Annotated in this window: 19 protein-coding genes and 1 other annotated feature; of the genes, 6 read left to right on the top strand and 13 right to left on the bottom strand. The window is 53.8% G+C overall.

Annotated elements, in window-relative coordinates; all coding sequences use genetic code 11:
• Window positions 1-20: 20 nt before the first annotated feature.
• The 3 genes from mutM to FHT67_RS01750 all read right to left on the bottom strand — a co-directional run bounded on the left by mutM (window position 21) and on the right by FHT67_RS01750 (window position 4,651).
• Window positions 21-884, bottom strand: a complete 864-nt coding sequence (gene mutM, locus FHT67_RS01760) for a DNA-formamidopyrimidine glycosylase (protein ID WP_132303371.1) — start codon at window positions 882-884, stop codon at window positions 21-23.
• Between the two features lie 247 nt (window positions 885-1,131).
• Window positions 1,132-3,804, bottom strand: a complete 2,673-nt coding sequence (polA, locus tag FHT67_RS01755) for a DNA polymerase I (RefSeq protein WP_167195108.1) — start codon at window positions 3,802-3,804, stop codon at window positions 1,132-1,134.
• Window positions 3,805-3,934: 130 nt separating this feature from the next.
• Window positions 3,935-4,651, bottom strand: coding sequence for an S-layer homology domain-containing protein (locus FHT67_RS01750; protein ID WP_347880059.1), 717 nt, complete (start codon window positions 4,649-4,651; stop codon window positions 3,935-3,937).
• On the opposite strand from FHT67_RS01750, the gene FHT67_RS01745 reads away from it, so the two are divergent.
• Entirely contained in the window at window positions 4,619-4,933 is a 315-nt protein-coding gene (locus FHT67_RS01745) for a HupE/UreJ family protein (RefSeq protein ID WP_347880058.1), read from the top strand. The genes FHT67_RS01750 and FHT67_RS01745 overlap by 33 nt on opposite strands.
• Before the next feature lie 58 nt (window positions 4,934-4,991).
• Here FHT67_RS01745 and phoU read toward each other — a convergent pair whose 3' ends face one another.
• The 7 genes from phoU to FHT67_RS01710 form a co-directional block, all read right to left on the bottom strand.
• Window positions 4,992-5,663 (bottom strand): phosphate signaling complex protein PhoU, encoded by a 672-nt coding sequence (gene phoU / locus FHT67_RS01740; RefSeq protein ID WP_132305224.1) that lies wholly within the window; start codon window positions 5,661-5,663, stop codon window positions 4,992-4,994.
• A 23-nt stretch (window positions 5,664-5,686) separates the two neighbouring features.
• Complete coding sequence (gene pstB, locus FHT67_RS01735) at window positions 5,687-6,460, bottom strand: phosphate ABC transporter ATP-binding protein PstB (protein ID WP_116393773.1); 774 nt, start codon at window positions 6,458-6,460, stop codon at window positions 5,687-5,689.
• A 208-nt stretch (window positions 6,461-6,668) separates the two neighbouring features.
• The gene (locus tag FHT67_RS01730; protein WP_208403078.1) at window positions 6,669-7,793 is read right to left on the bottom strand and encodes a methyl-accepting chemotaxis protein; all 1,125 of its coding nucleotides are present in this window, start codon (window positions 7,791-7,793) and stop codon (window positions 6,669-6,671) included.
• 203 nt (window positions 7,794-7,996) lie between these two features.
• Window positions 7,997-10,192 (bottom strand): hypothetical protein, encoded by a 2,196-nt coding sequence (locus tag FHT67_RS01725; protein WP_167195096.1) that lies wholly within the window; start codon window positions 10,190-10,192, stop codon window positions 7,997-7,999.
• A 441-nt stretch (window positions 10,193-10,633) separates the two neighbouring features.
• On the bottom strand, window positions 10,634-11,170 hold the full coding sequence (locus tag FHT67_RS01720; RefSeq protein ID WP_167195094.1) for a Gmad2 immunoglobulin-like domain-containing protein: 537 nt from the start codon (window positions 11,168-11,170) through the stop codon (window positions 10,634-10,636).
• Between the two features lie 219 nt (window positions 11,171-11,389).
• Complete coding sequence (gene tyrS, locus FHT67_RS01715; RefSeq protein WP_132303364.1) at window positions 11,390-12,649, bottom strand: tyrosine--tRNA ligase; 1,260 nt, start codon at window positions 12,647-12,649, stop codon at window positions 11,390-11,392.
• A 59-nt stretch (window positions 12,650-12,708) separates the two neighbouring features.
• Window positions 12,709-12,936: a binding site (T-box leader), on the bottom strand.
• Window positions 12,937-13,004: 68 nt separating this feature from the next.
• Window positions 13,005-15,080 carry a beta-galactosidase gene (locus FHT67_RS01710; protein WP_167195091.1) on the bottom strand — a complete coding sequence of 692 codons (2,076 nt, stop codon included), beginning with the start codon at window positions 15,078-15,080 and terminating at the stop codon, window positions 13,005-13,007.
• A gap of 126 nt (window positions 15,081-15,206) precedes the next feature.
• Between FHT67_RS01710 and FHT67_RS01705 the strand changes: the two genes are divergently transcribed.
• The 4 genes from FHT67_RS01705 to FHT67_RS01690 all read left to right on the top strand — a co-directional run bounded on the left by FHT67_RS01705 (window position 15,207) and on the right by FHT67_RS01690 (window position 20,083).
• Window positions 15,207-16,034, top strand: a complete 828-nt coding sequence (locus FHT67_RS01705) for an AraC family transcriptional regulator (RefSeq protein WP_132303362.1) — start codon at window positions 15,207-15,209, stop codon at window positions 16,032-16,034.
• Between the two features lie 97 nt (window positions 16,035-16,131).
• On the top strand, window positions 16,132-17,313 hold the full coding sequence (locus tag FHT67_RS01700; RefSeq protein ID WP_132303361.1) for a M20 family metallopeptidase: 1,182 nt from the start codon (window positions 16,132-16,134) through the stop codon (window positions 17,311-17,313).
• A 189-nt stretch (window positions 17,314-17,502) separates the two neighbouring features.
• The gene (locus FHT67_RS01695; RefSeq protein ID WP_167195088.1) at window positions 17,503-19,197 is read left to right on the top strand and encodes a M3 family oligoendopeptidase; all 1,695 of its coding nucleotides are present in this window, start codon (window positions 17,503-17,505) and stop codon (window positions 19,195-19,197) included.
• Window positions 19,198-19,207: 10 nt separating this feature from the next.
• Entirely contained in the window at window positions 19,208-20,083 is an 876-nt protein-coding gene (locus FHT67_RS01690; protein ID WP_167195085.1) for a GNAT family N-acetyltransferase, read from the top strand.
• A gap of 228 nt (window positions 20,084-20,311) precedes the next feature.
• Here FHT67_RS01690 and FHT67_RS01685 read toward each other — a convergent pair whose 3' ends face one another.
• The 3 genes from FHT67_RS01685 to pdxR all read right to left on the bottom strand — a co-directional run bounded on the left by FHT67_RS01685 (window position 20,312) and on the right by pdxR (window position 23,932).
• Window positions 20,312-21,934 carry a glycoside hydrolase family 9 protein gene (locus FHT67_RS01685; protein WP_167195082.1) on the bottom strand — a complete coding sequence of 541 codons (1,623 nt, stop codon included), beginning with the start codon at window positions 21,932-21,934 and terminating at the stop codon, window positions 20,312-20,314.
• Window positions 21,935-22,120: 186 nt separating this feature from the next.
• Complete coding sequence (locus FHT67_RS01680; protein ID WP_207918108.1) at window positions 22,121-22,477, bottom strand: nucleotide excision repair endonuclease; 357 nt, start codon at window positions 22,475-22,477, stop codon at window positions 22,121-22,123.
• A 51-nt stretch (window positions 22,478-22,528) separates the two neighbouring features.
• On the bottom strand, window positions 22,529-23,932 hold the full coding sequence (gene pdxR / locus FHT67_RS01675) for a MocR-like pyridoxine biosynthesis transcription factor PdxR (protein WP_167195080.1): 1,404 nt from the start codon (window positions 23,930-23,932) through the stop codon (window positions 22,529-22,531).
• Window positions 23,933-24,045: 113 nt separating this feature from the next.
• Between pdxR and FHT67_RS01670 the strand changes: the two genes are divergently transcribed.
• Window positions 24,046-24,594 carry a pyridoxamine 5'-phosphate oxidase family protein gene (locus tag FHT67_RS01670; protein WP_167195077.1) on the top strand — a complete coding sequence of 183 codons (549 nt, stop codon included), beginning with the start codon at window positions 24,046-24,048 and terminating at the stop codon, window positions 24,592-24,594.
• The last annotated feature ends 13 nt before the right edge of the window (window positions 24,595-24,607 follow it).

Below are 24,607 nucleotides of genomic sequence, written 5' to 3'. Positions count from 1 at the left end.
GGGGAAATCGTTACGGTGCATTAAACCTGAGGGACAGCCTTTTTGCGCGCCTTCGGCAAAGGCTGGCAGCTTGCGCAGGTATGCGTTCCTCTTCCGCCTACAACCGATTTCTCGATTAATCTGCCGCAGCTTGCGCAAGGCTCGTCTTTTCTGCCGTACACCAGCAGCTGGTGCTGGAACATCCCCATTTCGCCCTGGCCGTTCACATAGGATTTAATGGATGATCCGCCTGCCGCGACAGCCTTCGCAAGCGTCGATACGATCGCCTCATGGAGACGTATCCATTCCGCCTTCTTCAGAGAATCCGCTGTCCGCTCCGGATGAATGCCTGCCAGGAACAAAGCCTCATCCACATAAATATTGCCAAGCCCCACCACATATTCCTGATTTAAGAGAAGCGGCTTGATTAGACCTGATTTTTTTCCAAGCAGGCCTCTCAAGGCATCCGCCGTAAACGCCTCATTCTCCAGCGGCTCGAGGCCAAGCTTGCTTAACGGCTTCATCTCGAATTCCGTACCCGGCTCGAACAGATGCATGGTGCCGAATTGGCGTACATCCTTGTATCTCAGGTCCGTTCCGTCATCGAAGTGGAACAGGACATGCGTATGAAGCTCCACCGGCTCGTCGCTTGGGAATACGCCGTAGCGTCCTTCCATCCGAAGATGGGAGACCAGCACGAGACCGTCCAGCACGATTCTCAAAAACTTTCCGCGACGCTCAACCGTCTGAATCGTCCGTCCGGCAAGAGCCGCTTCGAACGCCTCCGGTTCTTCAGGGCGTTGTATGATACGCGGCAGCTTCACTTCTACCGAAGCGATTCGCTTGCCTGCGACTAATTCAATTAATGTTCTTCTGACCGTTTCTACCTCTGGCAATTCGGGCATTCTTATTCACCTCAAACCCATTATACCTGATTCGGATGGGCTTCGGGACGGGATAGTTTTGTCAATCCCGTTGCTTAGGCGAAACTTTCGCCCTGCTTGGATTGGCTCAGCCACTCCAAGCTTCTAATTGCGAAACTTCGCTTTGGACAGGATAGTTGTCAATCCCGTTGCTTAGGCGAAACTTTCGCCCTGCTTGGATTAGCTCAGCCACTCCAAGCTTCTAATTGCGAAACTTCGCTCCTGCTCCTTACTTCGCCTCGTACCAGTTGACGCCATAGTTCACGTCCGCCTTCAAAGGCACGTCCAGCTTCAAAGCGCCTGCCATGGTGCTTGGCACAAGCTCCTTCATGAGCTCGAGCTCCTCTTCCGGAACTTCGAATACCAATTCGTCATGCACCTGCAGCAGCATGCGGCTCTTCAGACCGCGCTCGCGGAGCGTCTCATCCATGCGCACCATCGCCAATTTGATAATGTCGGCTGCCGTGCCCTGAATCGGCGTATTCATCGCCGTACGCTCAGCGAACGAGCGGAGATTGAAGTTGGAGGCCTTGATATCCGGAAGATACCGGCGGCGTTCCAGCAAGGTTGTCACGAAGCCGTCGCGGCGGGCTTGCATCACAATATCGTCCATGTACTTGCGTACGCCTTGGAACACTTCGAAATATTGCTCAATGAACCTCGCGGCTTCCTTCCGCGTAATATTCAAGTTTTGCGACAAGCCGAAATCGCTGATGCCGTATACGATACCGAAGTTAACAGCCTTCGCCGAGCGGCGCATATTCGCATCCACCTGATCGGCCGATACGCCAAATACGTCCATCGCGGTTTTCGTATGAATATCCATGTCATGGATAAAAGCTTCCTTCAGGCGCTCATCGCCCGAAATATGGGCGAGAACGCGCAGCTCGATCTGCGAATAGTCCGCCGCTAGAATGTACCAGCCCGGCTCGGAAGGCACAAACGCCTTGCGGATTTGCCGGCCTTCCTCTAGCCGGATCGGAATGTTCTGCAGATTCGGGAATTGGCTGCTGAGACGCCCTGTCGCCGCGATCGTTTGACGGTAATACGTATGAATTTTGCCCGTTTCCGGACGAACCTCTTTCAGAAGCCCCTCAATATACGTTGACTGCAGCTTGGACAACGTACGGTAATGCAGAATCAACGGAACGATCTCGTGATAAGGAGCCAGCTTTTCCAATACTTCCGCATCCGTCGAATAGCCGGTCTTCGTCTTCTTCTGCGCGGGAAGTCCCAGCTTCTCAAACAATACCTCGCCAAGCTGCTTCGGAGAGCCAATATTGAACTCCGTTTCGGCCAAGCGGTAAATTTCGCTCACGGCTGCCGACAGCTTGCTCTCCAGCTCGCTGCCGAGACGCTCGAGCTCCGCCTTTTCCACCTTAATGCCTTGTCGCTCCATGCCGGCCAGCACAACGGACAACGGCTGTTCCAGCTCGAAATACAACTCGTTCATGCCCCGCTTCTCGAGATCCGCGCGCATCAAAGCCGTAAGCTTGCGGACCGCATCCGCCTTCACGGACAAGTGGCGGTATAACGCCTCATTATCCGGTACTTTGAATTTCGCGCCTTTGCCGTACACCGCGTCGTCATGAGGAACCGAGGACTGGCCGTAACGGTCGCATAACGCGTTTAGCGTGAGGTTCGTATCGGTCGGGTCGAGCAGATAAGCGGCCAATTGCACGTCAAAAGCTACACCGCGCCATTCGATTCCTCGCCAGCCAAGCGCCAGCTCCGTCTTATGCGTGTCAAAACCGTTTTTAGGCTTGTCCGCATCCTCCAGCCATTTCCGCAGCTCCGCCGCGAACGGTTGTTGAAGCGCCGCTATCGGCACCACGTACGCCGTATCCCCTGCCGCCGCAGCAAGACCCAGTACTTCCGCCTGATGAGGATTCTCGCCGATGGCTTCCACGTATAAGCCATGCTCCGTGCTTTGCAAGGCGGACAGCATGTCCTTCAAAGCTTCACCGTCATTATCGGAATCGATAACCACGATGTTAAGCTCTACCGCGGGAGCTGACGTATCGCCGTCGCCCGCACCTGCTCCATTCAGGTCCAGCCGCTCGATAAGCGACTTGAACTCTAGCTTGCGGAACGCTTCGGCAAGCGTTGCGGGCTGGTAGCCCTCGTAACGGATATCCTCCGCGCTGTGCTCAAGCGGCACCTCGCGGAAGATCGTGGCCAGCTTTTTGCTCATGATCGCATCGTCTTTATGCGTCTCGACCTTTTCCTTCATCTTGCCTTTGAGGCTGTCCGTATTAGCGAGTACCTCCTCGACCGTGCCGAACTCATGCAGCATCTTCAGAGCGGTCTTCTCGCCTACGCCGGGGATACCGGGAATATTATCCGATGCGTCGCCCATCAACCCCTTAAGGTCAATGATCTGCATCGGCTTCAATCCGTACTTCTCTTCAATGGCGGCCGGGGAGAAATGCTCAACCTCACTGATCCCTTTGCGCGTGATCGCGATCGTGACGTTATCCGAAGCGAGCTGCAGCATATCCTTATCGCCCGTCACGACCAGCGTCTCCACGTTCCGCTCATCGGCCAGCCGCGTCAGCGTACCGATAATATCGTCGGCTTCGTAGCCGGACAGCTCGAATTGGGAAATGCCAAATGCCTTCAGCAAATCCTTCATAACCGGGAATTGCTCCGACAGCTCCGACGGCGTTTTCGCGCGGCCGCCTTTATATTCTGTATAGCCTTCATGGCGGAACACGACTTTACCCGCGTCAAAGGCAACCAGCACGTGGGTCGGCTTCTCGTCTTCCAGCAATTTAAGCAGCATAGTCGTAAAACCGAATACCGCGTTCGTATGTAAACCTGCTGAATTCGTAAGCGGCGGCATCGCATAAAAGGCCCGGTTTGCGATACTATTGCCATCAATCAATATCCACTTGTCCATTCAGACACCTCACCTAATCGTTCTACCCTCTATCATACCATATTTATCAAGCAATCTCCTCGCAGGCAGACGGGCAAAAAATAAAACCGCCAGGGCATCCGCCCCGGCGGTTTACTTCTATTCATCCCGATTATTTCGCAAATGTCAGAATCGGCAACAGCCTGTACAGCATGGCCACGCTTTCGGCGCGTGTAGCTTTACCTGCAGGGTCAAACTCGTTCCCCGGTTTGCCGTTTACAATGCCAAAGCCCGCAAGCTGGCTGATCGCTTCAGCTGCCCATGCCGGAATTTCGCTCTGGTCCGTAAATGCTCCCGCGCCGGAAGCCTCACCTTTATGCCCCGCAAACGCCAGACCGCGAGACAGAATGACTGCCATTTCCTCGCGCGAAATCGTCTGGTCCGGTCTAAACTCGCCATTTTCATAGCCGTTGATAAGACCGGCTCCTGTTGCAGCGGCTACAACGGAGGCAAACCAATCATCCGCTTGCACATCCCCAAACTTGCCGTTTCCTGCAGCGGCCGGTGTCGCGAGACCAAACAGGCGAACGACCAGCGCCGTGAATTCGGCACGGGTGATGGAGCGGTTCGGATCAAATGTTCCATCGTCCACTCCGTCAACAATGAGGAGGCTCGCGAGCGCATCAATTTCTTTTTTCGCCCAATGGGTCGCTGTGTCGTCAAACGATTTGTCTGTCCGAACGATCAGGAAGGTCCCGTCGGTACGACTCATCACGGAAACCTCGGAGCCGTTGACCGTAAACGGTACCGGAGTGTAGACGGGACTTTTATCGAATCGGTCATCGCCTTTAGCATTGTGTACGTCGCAATCGAAAATATTTTCTCCCAAAAGGTTCGGTTCCGCTGGCTCGTGACCTTCGCCTTTGGTCTGATTCATGGCATGGGCTTCGCGGATATCCTGCTTGGCATGGACATACCCAAACCGTACGTAGCAATCGACTTGGCAAGCTTCAACATCGGGATCGAAATCATCCAGCTTTGCTTAATCGCATTGGCCGTCCCTGTAATCCGGTATGCACAGCATTACAAAGGTTATTTCCGGACGGTACAAGCCGCATCTATTCTGATTGCCGCAGCCGGCGCCTTCTGGTTATGCGAGCGTCTTCTGTAATGAGAGATAAGAAAGCCTGTTACCCGAGTCACTCGGATAACAGGCTTTATATAACTTCTTAAATACTATGCTGCGTGTTCAAATCAGGGCGTTTGTTCGTTACAAGGTACACGACGCTTTCGCCGATGTTGGTCGCATGGTCGCCAATCCGCTCGATATTGCGGGCTACGAAGTTCAGAACCGTTGCCTGCGAGATGTTGCGCGGGTTCTCCATCATTAGCGACAGCAGCTCGCGCGAGATTTGGGCGCAAAGCGCATCCACCTGATCGTCTTCCGTCGCCAGCTTGTAAGCCAGATCCACGTTCTCCTGCACAAAGGATTGAATCGACTCGTACGTCATCGTCTGCACGATTTCCGCCATGCGCGGCAGGTCAATCAATGGTTTGATCAGCGGCTGGCCCTCGAGACGGATAACAAACTTCGCAATGTTTACGCAAAGATCGCCCATTCTCTCCAGATCCGATGCGATCTTGAAAGCGGCCAGAATCCGGCGAAGGTCCTTCGCAACTGGCTGTTGCGTCGCGATCAATTTCGAGCCAAGATCGGTAATCTTGTCCTCCAGATTGTTCAGATGCTGGTCATTGTTGATAATCGCTCTTGCCTTCTCCGTATCCGTGCCGCTTAACGCCGTCATTGAATCAACAAGCGCTTCCTCCACGAATGTTCCCATTTCAACGAGCAGATTGTGAAGCTGCTCCAGGCCATGGTCAAACTCTTTTCTTGTCGTCATCATTTGTACACTTCCCCCTTGTGTTAGCCGAAACGTCCGCTAATGTAATCCTCCGTGCGCTGGTCGCTAGGATTGGAGAACAGCTTCTCCGTTTCCGAGAATTCCACAACCTCGCCGTTCAAGAAAAATACCGTTTGATTCGAAACACGAGCCGCTTGATGCATGTTATGCGTAACCATAACAATCGTATAACGGTCTTTCAGCTCTTGCGCCAATTCTTCAATCTTCAGCGTCGAGATCGGGTCAAGCGCCGAAGTCGCCTCGTCCATGAGCAGAACATCCGGATTAACGGCAATCGCGCGCGCAATGCATAGACGCTGCTGCTGACCGCCGGAGAGGCTAAGCGCGGAGCGCTTCAAATAATCCTTCACTTCATCCCACAGCACAGCCGACTTCAGGCTCGTCTCGACAATCTCGTCCAGCTGCTTCTTGTTCGTAATGCCATGGAGACGCGGACCGTAAGCTACGTTATCGTAGATGGATTTCGGAAAAGGATTCGGCTGCTGGAACACCATGCCAACCTTCTTTCGAAGCGTCTCGACGTCTACGTCGCTCGAGTAGATTTCCGTTCCGCCAATCGCGATGCTGCCTTCGATTCTTGTGCCGGGGATCATGTCGTTCATCCGGTTCAGCGTCCGGAGCAGCGTCGATTTGCCGCAGCCGGAAGGGCCGATGAAAGCGGTGATCGCTTTCTCGGGAATCGTGAGCGATACATCCTTCAAAGCATGGAAAGCTCCGTAATACAAATTCAATTTGTTAATGTTAATTAAGGGTTGCGTCTGCAATAAAGTTTGCATGATCGTTCTCCTCCGTATATACATGGATAATGAACAGCAGCCCCAGATGAACGAGTTTCATACTGAGGCTTGGCCATTCATTTCGAATCATAACCGTAAGTATAATGGGTAACCTATTGAATAATCGTGAATTGCGATTTTTTTGCTCTGATGTATCTATCCTACTAGCCGTTTGTAAATCGGGTATTGTCGTTTTGTAAATTCCGTGTTAAAAATAGGACCCCAGAAGCTTATCGATCTCCTTGGAGACATGCACCGTCTGCTGATAGGCCTGCTCCGACAGCTTGCCAATCTGTTCCGTGCTGTTCTTGCTGTTCGCCGATGCCTGGAACAGGTGACTGAACACGCTGCCTGCTTCTTGAACGCAGGATTCGCTGACAACGGCCTCTTCCCGGCCTTCACGGGCAAGCGAAGCGGTCTGTTCAATCGCGGCGACGATCGTCTTCGTCAGCGTCGTAATCGCCTCGGCGGAACGCTTCGTTTCGCTGGCCAGCTTCATCACCTCGCCCGCTACTACCGCGAATCCTCTGCCATGCTCGCCTGCGCGCGCCGCTTCGATAGAGGCGTTAATGGCAAGCAGGTTGCTCTGCTCCGCCAGCTCTTTGATCAGCTTGGAGACATGGCTGATGGAGCCCGCTTCGGCCTGCAGCTCATTCATCCGGTGCTCCTGCTGCATCGAATTCGCGGCAAGCTTGCCGAACGCCGCCGTCACCTTGTCCAACTGATTTTTGCCGCTTAACGTCAGGTCCACCATATCCGCGGAAATCTGCTTCCCGCGCAAGGCCGATTGACGCACCGAGCTTACGGCCTCGTCGATTTCTTTCACACGGCCGCCAACGCTTTTGATTGTCTTCACCTGCCCGTCCACCGCTTCCTGCTGAAGCTGCCTGGACATCCGAAGCAGATCCGATACGGTTAATATCCCGATTATCCGTTCTTCTCTTGTTACAATTACGCAATTATATAGAACGCTGTCATCGCGCTTTAGAGCATTATCGATCAATTGCTGCGGAGAATACGATTGATCCACGATTAACGGGGATGGATCCATCAGCTCCGTTATCGGCTTTTCGTAATACAGGTCTACGCCAAACCTTTGGCTCAGCCGCATAAAAAACTGATTGCGCATCATAAGCCCTACCGGCTTGTCCTTATCGATCCCCTCACCGGCTATAACTACGCATTCACTGTCCGGATATTGCTTGAATAACGCAATGGTATCTTTGCAGGAACAGGAGGCTGCAATAACCGGCGCCCTGCGGGTATATTCCAGCAGGCGGGTTGAGGTCGGGGCAGCAGCTTCAACTGGTTTCTCTTGCGGTTGACGATCCAATACAGCAATGGTCATAGTCTCTCACCTTTCTCTCTATGAACTCCTTTAGCACTACTATAGGGCTTAAGCATCAATTCCATTTCATAGAAATGTTTTCGCAGCGTAAAAAATTGCCGAAAATGACCGTTTTAATATCCAGGGAAGCTGCCTATGGCAAAAAAATAACGGCGCATCTCTGCGCCGTTATTCGTTAAACCTCCAAGTTAGTTCCAGACCGCTTCCACCAATACGCCTTCCGGCTTGCCGGAATGACGGATGAGCAGAGTTCCCGATGCTGAGTCAAACACATGATCCGCCGCAAGTCCGTCCGCCGTCACGAGCTTCGGAGCCGAAGCGGCAAGCAACCGGATGCTGACCGTCATATCCGACGGGCTCTCCGAGCGGAACGCAATCGTCTTCTCATCCGCCGCTTCGTCTTCGATACGCGAAGAGCTGACCAGAACCTTGGCCGCCTTGCCGTCCCCTGCCGTACCCGCAGCGTCCAAATCGTATAATAAGCAATTGTCGCCCGGCTTCAGTTCCACGCTCTGGACGATCGGGAGATCATCCTCAAAAAGGTCGATAAATTTTCCTTCGAGTATACTGCGGTCGGCAACCTCAGTCTCGTCCAACGCTTGCGCAATAACATAAGGACCGCGTTTGACGCGAAGGATCCCGCTTTCCCGGTAAGCACCCGCTTCGCCTCTAAGCTTCAGCGCCAGTTGCACGTCGCTGCGGACGGAATCCGCGCCTTCGCCGGTACGCGATAGAGCGGCCGGATGCACGCGCCGCACAAGGACAAATCCGTCCCCGCAAGCATACTCGCCGTCCTCCTGATTCGCCGCTAACCCCAGTGTTTCGAACAAATGCTGGTCCGGACGCTCGTAAGAGCGGCGGCTTCCTTCCCGGTTCCACCATTCGCGTACGCCATGGAAAGCATCCGTTCCGTCGCCGACGTAAATAAGCACGCCTCCGTCTCTGACCCAGCCCGCAATCGCTTGGTGCAAGCCCGCATGCTCAGGCTTCATGAACTCATAGCTGAGCAGCAGCACCTTGTAATCATCCAAGTATCCCGGGAAGGTCAGCGCGTTATCCAGCTGCACGGGGCGCAGAGGGATGCCATGCTTCACAAGCGGCAGCGCCAGCCCGTAAAACGCGGAGAAATCGAGCAGCTCCCGTTGTTCCGGCGACAGCATATCCGACGTTGTCACGCCGCCTTCTTTTTTGCCCGTAGAGATTTCCGGCTCTTCCGGCAGAACATCGCCCCGCTGGTACATCGCCGAATTGGACAAAAACAGCCCGATCCCGCTTGTATAGATGTCAGTCTGCTCTTCCTCATGACGATGAAGATCCCGAAGCACGTTCATCACCGTAAGAAGAACGGTCTTGTAGCTCGGCGGTATTCCTTCCTTGCCTTTGCCGTCCTCTGTCAGGTAGTCTCGAGTGAATACCCGCCAAGGCCAAGGGCAGACCTCAAACTTCGATACGCCGGGATGAAGAAGGGAAGCGATAACGGTCGCCCGATAATTATAACGGTAATCACTCCAGCTATAACGGGGATTGTCCTCGATCGGATCGTGAAGGAACCACATGTCCCTTCCCGTACCGCGAGTCAGCTCCTGCATGACGCCGTATTCCAGGAATGCCGTCTCGAAGGTACGCTCCCGCCGGATGCCTCTGTATACATTCGGCGTTCTGGCCGTACCCGTCCAGATCTGAGCGATAAACCCGTCGCAGGACGGCATCGACACAAGCAGCGCCTCCGGGCTGATAATGCGCCATTGCGTGTAGTTAATCAAGCTGTGAGTAGGAACATAGAACCGAACCTGACGGTTATACGTAACCAGCGCGTATTCCTTCATCTGCGCGCAGAGCCGGTCAAGCGCGCGGTAGTACAGATACGCCTTCAGCTTCGAAGCCCGGTATTGCGCGTCCGGCGAGAGGTGGGGGGCCGTCCACGGCTCCCCGTAATAGGTCAGCCACTCGCGCTTGAACGCCTCGGAGTAACCCGATGCCGCCCAGTACTCCGGCTCCTCCAGATGGATGGCTTCGACGCCGCAGTCAATCGCCTTCTTGATATAGGTCGCCAAATATTCGGAGAAAGCGATGGTTGGATCCATATACGGCACGTCTTTCCCATGCTGAATATAGTTCCCGAACCGGTCCATCTGGGCCTCGTCCCAGTGATTTCTTCCGTCGAATTTCTCGTACAGATAATCCTGGTACTCGCCCCATGACACGCCGGTCATGAGATGAATCGTATAGCCGGCTTTCCTCCAGCCCTCGATGCGCTCCTCCAGCTTATCCGACAACCCGTACACCATGACAAAATCCGTTCTTAGATCATACTTCGGACCATAGGGACGAGATTCTTGAAATCCCGTCCACTCGGCGCGTTCATGCTGTTTCCCCACTCGCATGATGCCTCCTTTGCGGCCGAACCGTCCGTTCGGCCAATCTTCTTCATTTGGTTTTGAAGGTCATTGATAGGCTGCGAAAAACCCTGAAAGGATAAGAAGTAGTTCTTGCCCCACATATTAATATAAATATTAGATATAATCAATATTTCATTAGTACATTTAAAAGGAACGGACATCTATTAGACTTGGCTATTCTAAGGATAAACTCGGTATATTTCGATAAGTTTCGTGGATTTTAGTCTGGTTTTAATTAAATTAATATATTCAATATTATAAATTGAGATCTTATTTTACGTTTTTTCCTTTCACTAGCTAAAATATAGGGCGAAAGAATCATTTTCTGGCGGCACAACAAAAAACGGCAAACCGGAACGCATGATGCGTTTTGGCTTGCCGTCTTTAGGGCTGCTTTGAGCAGCCTGCGCATTTTATGCTAGAGTGCTAGAACGTCTCCAGAGGGATGGTTAAGACGTTGATTCGCGACCCGTCCTTCGCGCTGTTTTCGAAAAGCTCGAGCGTCAGCGTCCCGTTCGCAGGCAGCTGCTCTGGCGGAATCGTGATGTCCAAGGAGAACGGCGACCAGGCGGGCGCCCCCTCTTCCAGCTGCTGATGGCCTTCGAGCAAATAATCATGGCCGTCCTCCACCGCGTATTGCATAACCGCCTCAAACACTCTGCCTTTTCCGGTCACGGTATAATGACCTGCCGAGCCGGTGACCAACACGTCGCAGAACGCGTTATTGCATGGGGCGATTGCAGCTCCCGAGGAAATGACGACCTTTCCCAGCTTGTCATTCCATGCCACGGAAGCGCCCAGCATATCCCCCATCGCCCTAAGCGGAACGTAAGTGTTGCCTTTATAGGTGAGGACAGGCAATCCCTGTCCGGTATAGGCCGAACCGTTAACTTCGATTGGATATGCCGCTTCCGTCAATGAATAACTTTTATTTGTAGCTGCCATGGAAGGCAAAGCCGACATCAGCAGACCTCCCATTACTAAGCCAACCATAAATCCTTTGTATCCCCGAAGCATGTCCGCACCTCATCTCCAGAATTCGCCTGCCTACCTTCTGTATTCCATTCTATGTGGACAAGCGTGCCGAACATGCCTGTTGCTGCGATAATAAAATTCGACAAACAAAAATACCCCTGCCTCCTCCCAAACGGGATTGAAGCAGGGGTTTTTCTTCAGGCGGCCTTACGCCATCTTCACCAAACTGTATTTTTTCTTGCCCTTGCGGATAATGATGAAGCGTCCTCCAATCGCGTGTTCCGAGGATACCTCGAGCGCTAGGTCGGTTACGCGCTCGCCGTTCATGGAGATGGCACCGTTCGTAATATCCTCCCGTGCTTGGCGCTTGGAAGGCTCGATCCCGAGATCAACCAGCCAATCCACGATGTTCTTCGCTTCGTTCGTCGCTTCGAATGTCGGCATTTCCTTGAAGCCCTGCTCGATCTCTTCCGCGCTAAGCGACTTGATATCGCCGCTGAACAACGCGGCCGTAATGCGCAGCGCTTGCTGCAGCAGCTCTTCGCTATGGACAAAGCGCGTCATCTCTTCGGCAAGCTTCTTCTGAGCTTCACGTTTATGAGGCTCCGTAGCCACTTTCTCCGCCAAGCCTTCAATCTCTTCCTTCGAGAGGAACGTGAAGTATTTCAAGTATTTGACGACGTCACGGTCGTCCGTGTTAGCCCAGAACTGGTAGAACTCGTAAGGAGTGGTCTTCTCCGGATCCAGCCAGATGGCGCCGCCCGCCGTCTTGCCGAACTTCGTTCCGTCAGCCTTCAGCATAAGCGGAATCGTCAGGCCAAACGCCTTCGCTTCGCTGCCTTCCTTCTTGCGGATCAGGTCAAGGCCGCTCGTGATATTGCCCCATTGGTCGGAGCCCCCGATTTGAAGCTGCACGTCCTCCTCCCGGTACAAATGCAAGAAGTCGAGCGATTGCAAAATTTGGTACGAGAACTCCGTAAACGAAATACCGCTCTCAAGCCGGCTCGATACGACATCCTTCGCAAGCATCGTGTTGATGCTGAAGTTTTTGCCGTAGTCGCGAAGGAACTCGATAACGTTGATCTTATGCGTCCAGTCATAGTTGTTAACCATGCGCATATTGTTATCGCCTTCGGTGAGGAACAGCTTGCGAAGCTGCGCGCCAAGCGCTTCCACGTTCGCCTGAATCTGTTCCAGCGTCTGCAAAGAACGCTCGGATGTGCGGCCGCTTGGGTCGCCAATCGTACCGGTCGCTCCCCCGATCAGAATAACCGGACGATGGCCCGCCAGCTGGAACCGCTTGAGCACCATAAACGGGATCAAGTGGCCGATATGCATGCTGTCTCCCGTCGGATCAACCCCGCAATAGAGCGAAACAGCCTTCTCGTTCGTCAATTCTCGCAATCCCTCTGCGTCGGTTTGTTGGTTAATGGCATCGCGCCATTCCAGTTCGTCAATAATGTTCATCGGTTAGCTCTCCTTTTTAATCGTGGTGAAAACAAAAAACGCCCCTATGTCTGAATAGACATAGGGACGATTAGTTACCGTGGTACCACCCAACTTGCATGAAGCCGCCTTGCGCAAGGCTGACCTTCATACCGCTCTAGGCGAGATATCGTTCGCCGCAACCGCCCGGCATTACCCGGGATGCTCCAGAGTGTATTTCGCGGGACTTAATGTGTGCCGGGTTCCATCGCCCCCCGGCTTTCTAGAACAGGGATTAAGCCGCTACTGCGCTCTTTCGCCGCATAAGTTATATCAAGTTACAGAAATTATAGAGAATGGCGCAATAAATGTCAATCGCTTATCGCTCGCAGCCGGCTTAGGAGTGAAAGCTTGCTTTTCTTTTCAGAATCCTTACTCCGTTAAGCGGAAGGTCAAGCACATTGCCTACCTTGCCGCCGGCAAGAACATCCTCGTACGCCTGCTCGTCGAGCTTTACTTGCTGCGCCGACTCGCTGAAGTTCATCACGAACACATAATCGAACTCGCCGTCGGAGCGCAGTTGGGCCGTAACGCCTTGCGGAAGCTCCGTCTCCACGACGCGCTTCAGTCCTTCCTGCTCGACCAGCTTCTTGAAGAAATCGGTGAAGAACGGCTCCGTATTGCGGGAAGCGACGTAATACGCTTTGCCTTCGCCAAGCTGGTTCACCGTCAGTGCCGGACGGCCCGCGTAGAAGTCATCGCCGTATACGGCCAAAGCTTCCGCGCTTTCCAGGTGAATCAGGTCGCAGAGTTCAATCGCATCGTAAGAGCCTGCAAGACCCAGCTTGTTGCCTTCCGACATAACCACGCTGTTCTTTTCCCCGTCGTACAGGGAGTCAATTTCTTCGGACCAGATGCCAAGCGTCTTGCGGAGCGGTCCAGGGAAGCCTTCCAGGAAGCACAGATCGCTTTCGTTCACGATACCCGACCAGTACGTCGCAACAAACGTGCCGCCATTTTTCACAAACTCCTCAATCCGCTCGCCAACGCCCGGGCGAACCATGTACAGCATTGGCGCAATCAGCAGCTTGTAAGAATCAAACGCGCACTCCGAATCAATAATGTCGACGGGCACGCCCATATCCCACAGAGGACGGTAGTGACGTTTCAACGTTTCTTCGTAATGAATGCCGCAGTTGCGCGGTCCTTGCGAGTCCTTCACCGCCCAGCGGTTCTCCCAGTCATTGATAAGCGCGACCTCGGGCTTAACCGAAGAACCAACAACCGCCTGCAGCTTCTCAAGCGCCTGGCCAACATCCGTCACATCCTTGAAGACGCGGGTATTCTCGTGGCCAACATGGTCTACGACAGCGCCGTGCAGCTTCTCGCTGGAGCCGCGGCTTTTGCGCCATTGGAAATATTGAACCGTATCCGAGCCGTGGGCAACCGCCTGCATGGAAGCGAGCAGATGCATGCCCGGCTTCTTCAGCTTGCTGATCGGCTGCCAGTTCGTCATGCTTGGCGTGCTCTCCATCAGCATAAACGGCTTGCCGCCTTTGAGCGAACGGAATACGTCATGGTTGAAGCCGATCCACGCCGCAAGCTCGCTTTGATCCTTCGCGTCATGCCAGGTCGGATAAGCATCCCACGAGATCACGTCGAGAAGCTCGGAGAATTTCCAGTAGTTCAGCGGCTCAAAGTCCAGCATGAAGTTGGTTGTAATCGGCAGCTCCGGATTAATCTCGCGAAGCGGCTCCATTTCGTTGCGGCAGAAATCCACCGTTTGATCGGTTACGAATCTTCTCCAGTCCACGTTCATGCCGTGCACCGCTTTTTCCCCGCGGTAGGTTGGCGTATCGATCTGGCTGAAGCTTGTATATTTATGAGCCCAGAAGGTTGTCCACCAGGCGTGGTTCAACGCTTCAATCGTGCCGTAGCGCTTCTTCAGCCAGTTCTGGAAGGCTTCTCTGCAGTAGTTGCAATGGCATTCGCCGCTGTATTCGTTGGAGATATGCCAGCCGATGACTGCCGGATGCTGCGAATAACGCTCTGCCAGCTTGCGGTTCATCTCCTTCACCTTCGCGCGGTATACCGGAGAAGAGAAGCAATGGTTATGGCGCGCGCCGTGCATATTGCGGATTCCGTTCTCCTCTACGCGGAGAACCTCCGGATATTTCTCCGACATCCAGGCCGGTCTTGCGCCGCTTGGCGTGGCAAGCAAGGCATAAATGCCGTTCGCCGCGAAACGGTCCAGCAGCCGGTCCATCCATTCAAACGTATATACGCCTTCTTCAGGCTCATAAGCTGCCCAAGAGAAAATGCCGACCGACATCACATTGCTGCTCGACAGCTTCATCAGGCGGATATCTTCTTCGAGAACATGAGGATAATCAAGCCATTGGTCCGGGTTATAATCCGCTCCATGGAGCATTTGCGGGAATTTGGGGCTGATTGGCGGGAACTTCAGGGTCATCGGTGTTAACCTCCATACAAGTAAATTGTCTATTACGATATTAATATTGTAATACGCTTTCAGATCCAATAAAATCACATTATATTCACATCATTTTAAATATATGAAACCGGAAGTGGCTCCATTATGGATAAATTGGTATTTCCGATTCTGGCCGATTCCGACCGCAAGCTCCCCCTTTTCGTAGACATTATCGGCCACTGGAATAACCAGGAGACGATCGACCGTCAGCAGGGCTTTCCGCATTATCAGTGGCTTCAGTCCACCGGCGGAGAAGGCGAGCTGTGGATCGGAGACGAGCGGTATACCGTAAAGGCCGGTCAGGGGTTTTGTCTCTTCCCCGGCGTTCCCCACCGTTATTATGCGGTCCGGGAACCGTGGGATGTTTATTTCATCAGCTTTGGCGGCAGTCTGGCGCAGGACTTGCTTGCCCAAGCCGGCATCAAAGAACCCGGTCTGTACTCCGTTACCGACAGCGAAATGATCGTTGCCCATCTGCGCGGCATTTCCGCCATGGCGGAGTCGGGACTTCCTTTTCTCGGTCTTGAATGCTCGAAGCTGTTGTATCTGTTCCTGCTCGACTTGATGAAGGTGGTACAGGTCAGCACCCAATCCGCCGAGCAATATTACATGCGGCTCAATCCGGTCATCCGTTATATCGAAGAGCATATCGACAGCGTCATGACCATGCAAGATTTATCTTCGCGCATTGGCGTTACTCCGCAATATCTGTGCCGCTTGTTCAAGCAGCTGATGGGCATGCGGCCGATGGAATACGTGAACCGGGAACGGATTAACCGCAGCAAGGAACTGATGTTTCTAGGCCGTGAGCATAAAATGCACGAGATTGCGGCGAAGGTTGGCTTCGACAGCGCCAGCTATTTCAGCACCGTCTTCAAGAGGCTTGAGGGCATGAGTCCGGAGCAGTTCAAGAAGATGCATGGCATTCATTAGCAAGTCTGAGCTTCTTTAATGGCCGGCACGAGCAGGCAACCATGCGGCTTATCGGTTATAATGGTGGGGATAAAGTTTGATAGAAGGAGGCTTGTCCATGACAAGCGGCAACAAACAACTCGTAATTGACACCATTGAATCCCATGCGAAAAACTTCAAACAAATCTCGCGAACGATTGGCGCTAATCCGGAGCTGGGCCACCAGGAGTTCAAATCCGCGGCCATGCTGACCGAGGAGCTGGAGAGACAAGGCTTCTCTGTTGAAAAGGGTACGCTTGGCATTCCAACCGCTTTTATCGGAACCTATGCGACCGGCAAGCCGGGTCCAACCGTTGCTTTTCTATGCGAATATGACGCCCTGCCGGAAATCGGACATGCCTGCGGCCATCATCTCATCTGCACGATGGGAATTGCGGCAGCCGTTGGGCTAAAGGCCGTCATGGATCAATTTGGCGGAACGATCCGCGTCTACGGAACGCCTGCCGAAGAAACCAAAGGCGCCAAGGTGCCGATGTCCGAAGCCGGTCTGTTCGACGACTGCGACTTCGCGCTGATGGCGCATCCTTATTATACGTTTGAGAAATCCGGCGATTCGCTTGCGCTTGACGCGATCCGGTTCGAATATTTCGGCAAGCCTGCCCATGCGGCGGCAAGCCCTTACGAAGGCGTGAATGCCCTCGACGCGGTTCTGCAGCTGTTCAACAGCATTAATGCTCTCCGGCAGCAGACACGAAGCGATGCCCGCATTCATGGCATTATCGATAACGGCGGCAAAGCGCCTAACGTCATTCCGGACTACGCTTCCGCCCAATTTTATGTCCGTTCCGCTACCCGGGCCTACACGGACGAGCTTGCCGAGAAGGTTCGCCGCTGCGCCGAAGGTGCGGCTCTGCAGACCGGCTGCAGGCTGGAAATGAGCAATTATGAATTTTCCTATGACGAGCTGCTCACGAATGAGGCTTTGTCCGAATGCTTCACCGCCAATCTGCTTGAGCTAGGCGTGAAGCCGGAAGAGATCGAGACCGGGAAGGATCATGGCTCCTTGGATTTGGGCAATGTATCCGTCCGCTGCCCCGCCATTCATCCTTATGTCAAAATCGTCGAGGAGCGCTTCCTTCTCCACACCGTGGAATTCCGCGATGCCGCGATGACGGAGCGCGCGCTCGAGCGGATGATTTTCGCCGCCAAGACGCTGGCGGCTACCGCTTACGACGTGGTTGCCGATCCCGCTTTGCTCGCTAGGATTCGCGAGGAATTCGAGCAAAGAACCCGGACATAAACGCAACTTGCTGAACATACTTTCATGAAAGGCTTCTCTTCGCCTGAGCATTGGTGAAGGAAGCCTTTTTGCTTGCGGAAGAAGCAGGATTCACCGCTAATCCTAACGAATAGACATCACAAGGCGATGGTTCTACCATCCATTTCCTATTTTCAAAACCCATGAACAAGAGAGGTCAGGTGTATCCAAGTGAAATTTAATGAGTATCGTTACGAACGTCCCGATGTAGCGTCCTTCGAGAAGCAGTTCAAGGAGCTTCTATCCGCCTTTAACGCGGCAAGCCGATTCGAGGAGCAGGACGCGGCAATGACCGGCCTCAACAAGCTGCGGAGCGAATTTGATACGATGCAGCAAATTGCGAGCATCCGTCATTCGATTGATACAAACGATGAATTTTATAAAGCCGAGCAGGATTTCTTCGACGAGAACGGACCTGTCGTTCAGGAGTACATAACGGATTATTACCGGGCGCTTGTGAATTCGGCGTTCCGAGCGGAGCTTGAAAACAAATGGGGCCGTCAGCTGTTCCAGCTGGCCGAACTCTCGCTGAAGACGTTCAGCCCAGAGGTTATCGAGGACCTGCAGCAGGAGAACAAGCTGTCCACGGAATACACGAAGCTTATCGCTTCCGCCAAAATCATGTTCGACGGCGAAGAACGGACGCTTTCGCAGCTATCGCCGTTCCAGCAATCGACCGACCGCTCCGTCCGCAAACAGGCTTCCGAGGCTTCTTCCGGTTTCATGAGCGAGAATGAAGCTGAATTTGACCGGATTTACGACGAGCTTGTGAAGGTGCGTACCCGCATCGCGAAAAAGCTGGGCTTCACGAATTTCGTTGAGCTTGGTTATGCCCGCATGAGCCGCACCGATTATACGGCGGAGATGGTGGCGAATTTCCGCAATCAGGTGCTTGAGCATATCGTGCCGGTGGCGAGCAGGCTGAAGGAACGCCAGCGCGAGCGCATTGGCGTCGACCATCTCTATTACTACGACGAGAACCTTGCTTTCCTGTCGGGCAATGCGAAGCCGAAAGGCAGCCCGGATTGGATCGTCGAGAACGGAGCTCGAATGTATGCGGAGCTGTCGCCGGAGACGGACGAGTTTTTCCGGTTTATGCTGGATAACGGCCTGATGGATCTCGTTGCGAAAAAAGGCAAGCAAGGCGGCGGTTATTGCACCTACATCAGCGAATACGGCGCACCGTTTATTTTCTCCAACTTTAACGGTACCTCCGGAGATATCGACGTGCTGACGCACGAAGCCGGCCATGCCTTCCAGGTGTACGAGAGCAGAAGCTTCGCCGTGCCGGAATACGCCTTCCCGACTTATGAGGCCTGCGAGATTCATTCGATGAGCATGGAGTTTTTCACCTGGCCGTGGATGGACCTGTTCTTCAAGGAGGAAGTGGATAAATATCGGTTCCAGCATTTGGCGAGCGCCCTTCTCTTCCTCCCTTATGGCGTAACAGTTGACGAATTTCAGCATTTTGTCTACGAGAATCCGGATGCTACTCCTGCTGAGCGGAAGGCTGCTTGGCGCGAAATCGAGAAGAAATATTTACCGCATCGCGATTACGAGGAGAACAGCTATCTCAAGCAAGGTGCTTTCTGGCAGCGTCAGGGGCATATTTTCGGCAGTCCGTTCTACTATATCGATTACACCCTGGCTCAAATCTGTGCCTTTCAGTTCTGGAAAAGAATGCACGAGGACCGGACATCGGCATGGGCCGATTATCTCAAGCTTTGCCGTCAAGGCGGTAGCCTTTCCTTCACCGAGCTTGTTAAGGTTGCCGGCCTGATCTCGCCGTTCGAGGATGGCTGCGTTACTTCCGTCATCGGCAGCATCGACAGCTGGCTGGAAAGCGTAGACGATAAAGCGCTGTAAGGAGGGGGTAATGGTGAACGTTATCTTCCGCCCGCTGTGTGAGCTTCCGATTAACGGGGTGTCTGAGCTGTGGAACCAGTCCTTCGAAGGTTATTTGGTTCCGGCTGCGCTTCCGCTCGACCGGTTCATCGGCCGGACCGCTTCTGAAGGTCTCTCGCTTGAGCATTCCCTTGCCTGTTATGTCGACGGCGAAGCGGCCGGACTCGTTATGAACGGCTTCCGAGAATACGGAGGCCGAACGCTGGCTTGGAACGGCGGTACCGCCATCAAGCCGGCGTTCCGAGGCAAGGGCATTGGCAAGGCCCTAATGCTGAGGAATCTGCAGCTATACGAGGAATTAGGCGTTGATCAAGCGAATCTCGAGGCGATCTCGCAAAATGCGAATGCCATTCGGCTGTACGAATCCATTGGATATAAGCAGATAGACCGTCTCCTGATCCAGTCCACGGAGCAGCCGATTCCGGATATGGACGATACGTACGAGCATCCGTTCCAGATTGCGCTAGGCATGGCAGCGGAAGCCGCGCGGCTACCGTTCTACTCCGCGGGCGAAGTCTGGCAGGCCGGTCTGACCAGCTTGAAGGATGGCGAGAGCGTTGCCGTCTTTGACGGCGGAGAAGCAGCCGGTTATGCCTTGTACAGGAGGACGTTCAGCCCGGACGGCGATCTGACGGGCATTGTCCTGTACCGGGCTGAAGTCGCTCCGGGCCGTACCGACGCCAAGGATGTATTGGCGGCTGCACTGCACGAGGTATGGCAGCCCGGCGAAACTTGCCGGCGCTCGGCCTTTAATATCCGGGCATCCAATACGGCCCTTGCCGAGGTGCTGGCCGGGATGGGACTTGCAACCACCATGGAGCAGGTGTTGATGGTGCGAGAGATGTAGCTGTGATTAAGATTAAGGTCCCTAAGGGACTTAAACTTACTATCCCGGTTACGCAAAAAGACCCCGCCGGGGTCTTTTTTCCATTATCTGCTTACCTTACCATCAGCTGTCTCCATGATTAACCCGCCGATTCTAGCCTTCTTCCGCTTATCATTGCCATTTAGTCTTCCGGATTTATCCATAAGACCCTCTCAGGGTCTTACTCAAATCCAGGGGCAGAGTCTGCCCCTATCGAACAAAATGACTCAGAACAAACACGGCAGGCGAGTTCCAGTAGATCGTCACTTCGTTTGTCGAGTAGCTTTCCATCGCATCGGCGAAGGAGGCGGCAGGAGCTCTGCCTGCCAGATGCTCGCGGGCATAGTCGTCCTGAAGGCCCTGGTTAGGACCGCCGGATACCAGCCCCGGAACCGGCTCTTCCACGCCGTCGCCTTCGGATGGGCGATGATGCGGATGCTTAACCGGCCGGCTGCCGAACCCCGTTACATAACTAATGCCCATTACATTCATCCCGAACAGATAATGAACGTGATCCAGCGCCAGATCCGCATACGCGGCCGTTCCCGCAACACGATCAGCCATTAACAATAACATCGCATGATTGAGCACCAGCATATTGCTGCCCCATCTGTACTGCTCCGCCTGTAAAGATACGCCGTATCCGTCCTTCCGGCTTACATCGGCAAGCCGCTCGGCTCGTTCCGACAGACCGGCCCGCAGCCGCTCCGCAAGTGCCTGATCCCGCGTCCGTTCGGACAAGAGATAGGAGATGGTCCCGTAGCCGCCCATATCGGCCCAGCCGAGCTCATACTTGTCGAATTCCCGCTCCGCCAATAGAAGAAAAGCGTCATGATACCGTTCCTCTCCCGTTGCACGATACAGCTCGGCCGCCGCCCAATACCGCTCATCGTCATCGAGCCTATCGCCGTATTCCCCCGTTACGATCTCGGGCGGATTGCGGAAGCCCGGCACCTCCGGATGCCGCTCGAGCCACTCCCATGCCCGCTCGGCTGCCGTTTTGCAGCCGGACGCAAACACCGAATCGAAGCCTCCGTAGACGCGCGATGCCATTGCCATAATAGCAGCAAAGCAGCCCGTTGCCGTTGCCGATACCGGGGATACGTACAGCTCGTCCGTATCGTCCTCCGGCATGGTATCTGCGGCAGGGAACCGCAAAGTCGTCAGCTTGTGAAACACGCCGCCCGACTCCTCATCCTGCATGCGCTGCATCCATTCCAGCTCGTACCGGCATTCATGAAGCACATCCGGCATCACGCCGTCTGTTTCAGGCAAAGGCAGCGCTCGCGCGAATGCATCCGGATAACATTCGTAAGCCAGCAGCAAATCGGCAACCGCTTTTGCTCCCGGACCGACGTATTTGCCATAGTCGCCGGCATCATGCCATCCGCCCCAGGCATCCACCTGTCTCGTTTCATCTCCGTACACAATCGCAGGTGACAGATGGCACGCATCATGCTTCCATACTCCCGCATAAGACTCGTCCAGCTCGCTTCCGCACCGGAAATAATAAAACGCTTTCAACAAAGCCTGAAAAGCAGACCCATAAACCTCATCTCCAATAACAAACCAATCCGAGACTTGCCCTTCCTCCGTCTCCAGCCTGTAGGTCCCCGCTTGCTGCACGCTTGAAAAATCGGCCCGGCAAACTTTCATGCCGCTGGATCCGTCCTCGGCAGCAGTCCCCGTTTCCCCTTCCAACACCACTTCGCCAGTTGTCTGGTTAATCAACCTGAACGTTCCGCCGTCTCCTTCTATAACTGCCGTCTTCCGGTCCGTCCTCCGGAAGCCCAGTTGATTAACCGCAATGACACTCCGCTTTGCTTGTTCCATAAGCAGCCCCTCTTTTCCCGTGAAATCGATTATGCCGCTACAGTATAGCCCATCCTCTTCTTAATTGAACTACCGAAACTAAAGAACATGCTGCAAGATCTTCACATCAATCCTTTCCAACAATCGATATCAACACAAAAAGGCCCTCATTGCTGAGCAGCCTTTGCAGCCAATCGCATGTCTATTCTATCGGTACAACACCTTGTCCACATTGTATTTCGCCCGGAATTGATTGATCAGGTAGGTCTCGTAAATTTCTCGCTCCACCGGATCCTCATTCACGTAAATCTCGATCTTGGTCACTTCGTCGCGGTAATTCTTCATCGGCGACACGCTGTCCTCGAAATGCTTCTTTATGCGGGGTCTCAGCTTTCTGGCCTTGCCGACGAACAGCACGTCTCCCTTGAAATTGTAGAAAATAAAGAAGCCGCCCTTTTCGCGCGTGATCAGATGGAAATCCGTGAAATTGTAAATATGGCTGAGCTGCGGATTCGTCTGCTTGTAAATCGTAACGTCCGGTTCCGGAATCGTAATGGTAATCAAAAAATTCACTTCTCTTTCCTTAATTAGGTCTCCATCGTATTGTATCACAATTTAAGGAAACCAAGCCTTGCGCAGCCGAATAATTCCCTCGCGGATTTTCCGCTCGTCAAGTCCGCCGAATCCAAGCATGATGTAAGAGGGAGGACATGCCTCCGGATTCAGCCAATGCTTCCTCGGCGTATAAGCGATGACCCCGTACTCCAGTGCCTTCTCCACAAGCTCATCGCCGGAGCGCCCGTAGACGTCAAGCAGCAGATGCATACCCGACCGCTCCCCGATAATGCCGACATGGCTGCCAAGCTGTTCCCGAATCGTGCGAAGCAGCATCCGGTGACGGGTCTGGTACAGCTTCCTCATCTTGCGGATATGGCTTTCGAAATAACCTTCCTTCATGAACCGGTACATGGCGGCCTGAATAAGCGGCGATACCGACTGGCTGTAAGCCTGCAGCTTGCTGCCGAAATCCTGCGCTGCCCTTTCCGGCAGCACCATATAGCTTAGCCGCACTCCCGGCAAGAAAGACTTCGAGAACGTCCCCAAATAAATAACCTTGTCCCCGGTATCCAGCGCCTTAAGCGCCGGAATCGGCTGCCCCTGATAACGCAGCTCGCTGTCGAAATCATCCTCTACGATATAGCCGTCCTGATCATAAGCCCATTGAAGCAGCTTGATCCGGTTGTGAACCGGCATAATCATCCCGAGGGGAAACTGATGGGAAGGCGTCACGTATACCAGGCGGGCCGCGCTTTCCCTCAGATGCTCGACCGAGATCCCGTCATGCTCCAGCGGCATGGGAATAATCCTTCGCCCCATGTTCATCAGAACCGTTCTAACCCCGTTATAACCGGGCTCCTCCATCGCAATCGCCTCGGGCAGAGGCAGCAGCTGGGCCAGCAGGCTGACCATCGTCTGCGTCCCGGCGCTTAAGAAAATTTGATCCGGCGCGCATACCACTCCGCGCGACTGGTACAAATAACGGGCAATCTCGGACCGAAGACCCTTGTGTCCCTGGCGGTCGCCGTAGCCGTATACCTCCGTCGTGCACTCCTCGAGCGCGTCTACCAGACACTTCTTCCACAGCCGCACGGGAAAATGCTCCAGCTCTACATCGCCGTATTCAAAGTTAATCGCGCCCGGCGGCAGCGAGTCCAGGCTTGACTCGACCGCCGCTCTGACCGGCCCTGTCTCCTTAATCCCCTCGAGCTGATCCAGCGACATGACGTATAAGCCGCTGCGATGCCTGCTCTGAATATAGCCTTCCGCCAGAAGCTGCTGATAGGCCGTTTCGACGGTGTTTTTGCTGACGGACAAATAAACGGAGAGCTGGCGGATCGAGGGCAAACGCTCATTTTCGCGCAGCATCCCCTGCTCGATCTGTCCCTTTAAATAGGCAAATAGCTGCTGATAAAGCGGAGTCCCGCTCTGTTTATTCAAATCCGGCGTTAAACCGATCATCCTGCCACCTCAATCTGTACCCCTCATTTCGAACGAAACTGTACCTTTTGACAGGGACAGAATCCTTCTACAATGATAACACAATGAACCCGAAAGAAAGGCAGTGAAGTGAAATGTTTCCTATTCGCTTGCAAAAAAGAGCCTGCACCGATGCAGGCAAAATCGAACGTTTCCTGGGGCAGGCCCGAACCGGATTTCTTGGCCTCGCCTCAGGCAATGTTCCTTACGTCGTTCCTTTAAACTTCGTCTGGAAAGACAACGCCATCTATTTCCACGGTGCATCCGAAGGTCGGAAAATCGAAATGATTGCCGATAACCCTTCCGCCTGCTTTACGGTCAGCGAAGAGTACGGCACGATCGCCGATCCCACGCCCGCCCATGTCGATACCGCTTATATGAGCGTCATTATTTACGGTACCATCGAGAAGGTCGACGATTGGGAGGAAGCAACCGCCGCCATGCAGGTCATGCTGGACAAATACGTTCCCGGTTATTTCGACCGGCCGCTTGCGAAGACCCATCTGGAGCGCTACGTCTCCTCGATGGGCAGCAAGACCTCGGTATTCAAGCTGGTATCCAGCTCTCTCTCCGCGAAGGAAAGCGAAGTGAACCCGGCAAAAATGTACCATTCCGGCCGTACCGCCCACGACGACCTTCGCTAAGCGCACGGGAAGA

Origin of the sequence: Paenibacillus sp. BK720, assembly GCF_011761545.1 — a bacterium.
GTDB lineage: Bacteria > Bacillota > Bacilli > Paenibacillales > Paenibacillaceae > Pristimantibacillus.
The sequence above is the reverse complement of the archived record's forward strand: the minus strand, read 5'-3'. Positions and strand labels throughout refer to the sequence as shown.

Coding starts and splice junctions, on each gene's coding strand:
- polA (WP_167195108.1), bottom strand. CDS start 3,804: ATGGACAAGTGGATATTGATTGATGGCAATAGTATCGCAAACCGGGCC.
- FHT67_RS01710 (WP_167195091.1), bottom strand. CDS start 15,080: ATGACCCTGAAGTTCCCGCCAATCAGCCCCAAATTCCCGCAAATGCTC.
- FHT67_RS01725 (WP_167195096.1), bottom strand. CDS start 10,192: ATGCGAGTGGGGAAACAGCATGAACGCGCCGAGTGGACGGGATTTCAA.
- pdxR (WP_167195080.1), bottom strand. CDS start 23,932: ATGATCGGTTTAACGCCGGATTTGAATAAACAGAGCGGGACTCCGCTT.
- mutM (WP_132303371.1), bottom strand. CDS start 884: ATGCCCGAATTGCCAGAGGTAGAAACGGTCAGAAGAACATTAATTGAA.
- FHT67_RS01720 (WP_167195094.1), bottom strand. CDS start 11,170: ATGTCGGCTTTGCCTTCCATGGCAGCTACAAATAAAAGTTATTCATTG.
- FHT67_RS01670 (WP_167195077.1), top strand. CDS start 24,046: ATGTTTCCTATTCGCTTGCAAAAAAGAGCCTGCACCGATGCAGGCAAA.
- FHT67_RS01690 (WP_167195085.1), top strand. CDS start 19,208: ATGGTGAACGTTATCTTCCGCCCGCTGTGTGAGCTTCCGATTAACGGG.
- FHT67_RS01700 (WP_132303361.1), top strand. CDS start 16,132: ATGACAAGCGGCAACAAACAACTCGTAATTGACACCATTGAATCCCAT.
- phoU (WP_132305224.1), bottom strand. CDS start 5,663: ATGACGACAAGAAAAGAGTTTGACCATGGCCTGGAGCAGCTTCACAAT.
- FHT67_RS01685 (WP_167195082.1), bottom strand. CDS start 21,934: ATGGAACAAGCAAAGCGGAGTGTCATTGCGGTTAATCAACTGGGCTTC.
- tyrS (WP_132303364.1), bottom strand. CDS start 12,649: ATGAACATTATTGACGAACTGGAATGGCGCGATGCCATTAACCAACAA.
- pstB (WP_116393773.1), bottom strand. CDS start 6,460: ATGCAAACTTTATTGCAGACGCAACCCTTAATTAACATTAACAAATTG.
- FHT67_RS01705 (WP_132303362.1), top strand. CDS start 15,207: ATGGATAAATTGGTATTTCCGATTCTGGCCGATTCCGACCGCAAGCTC.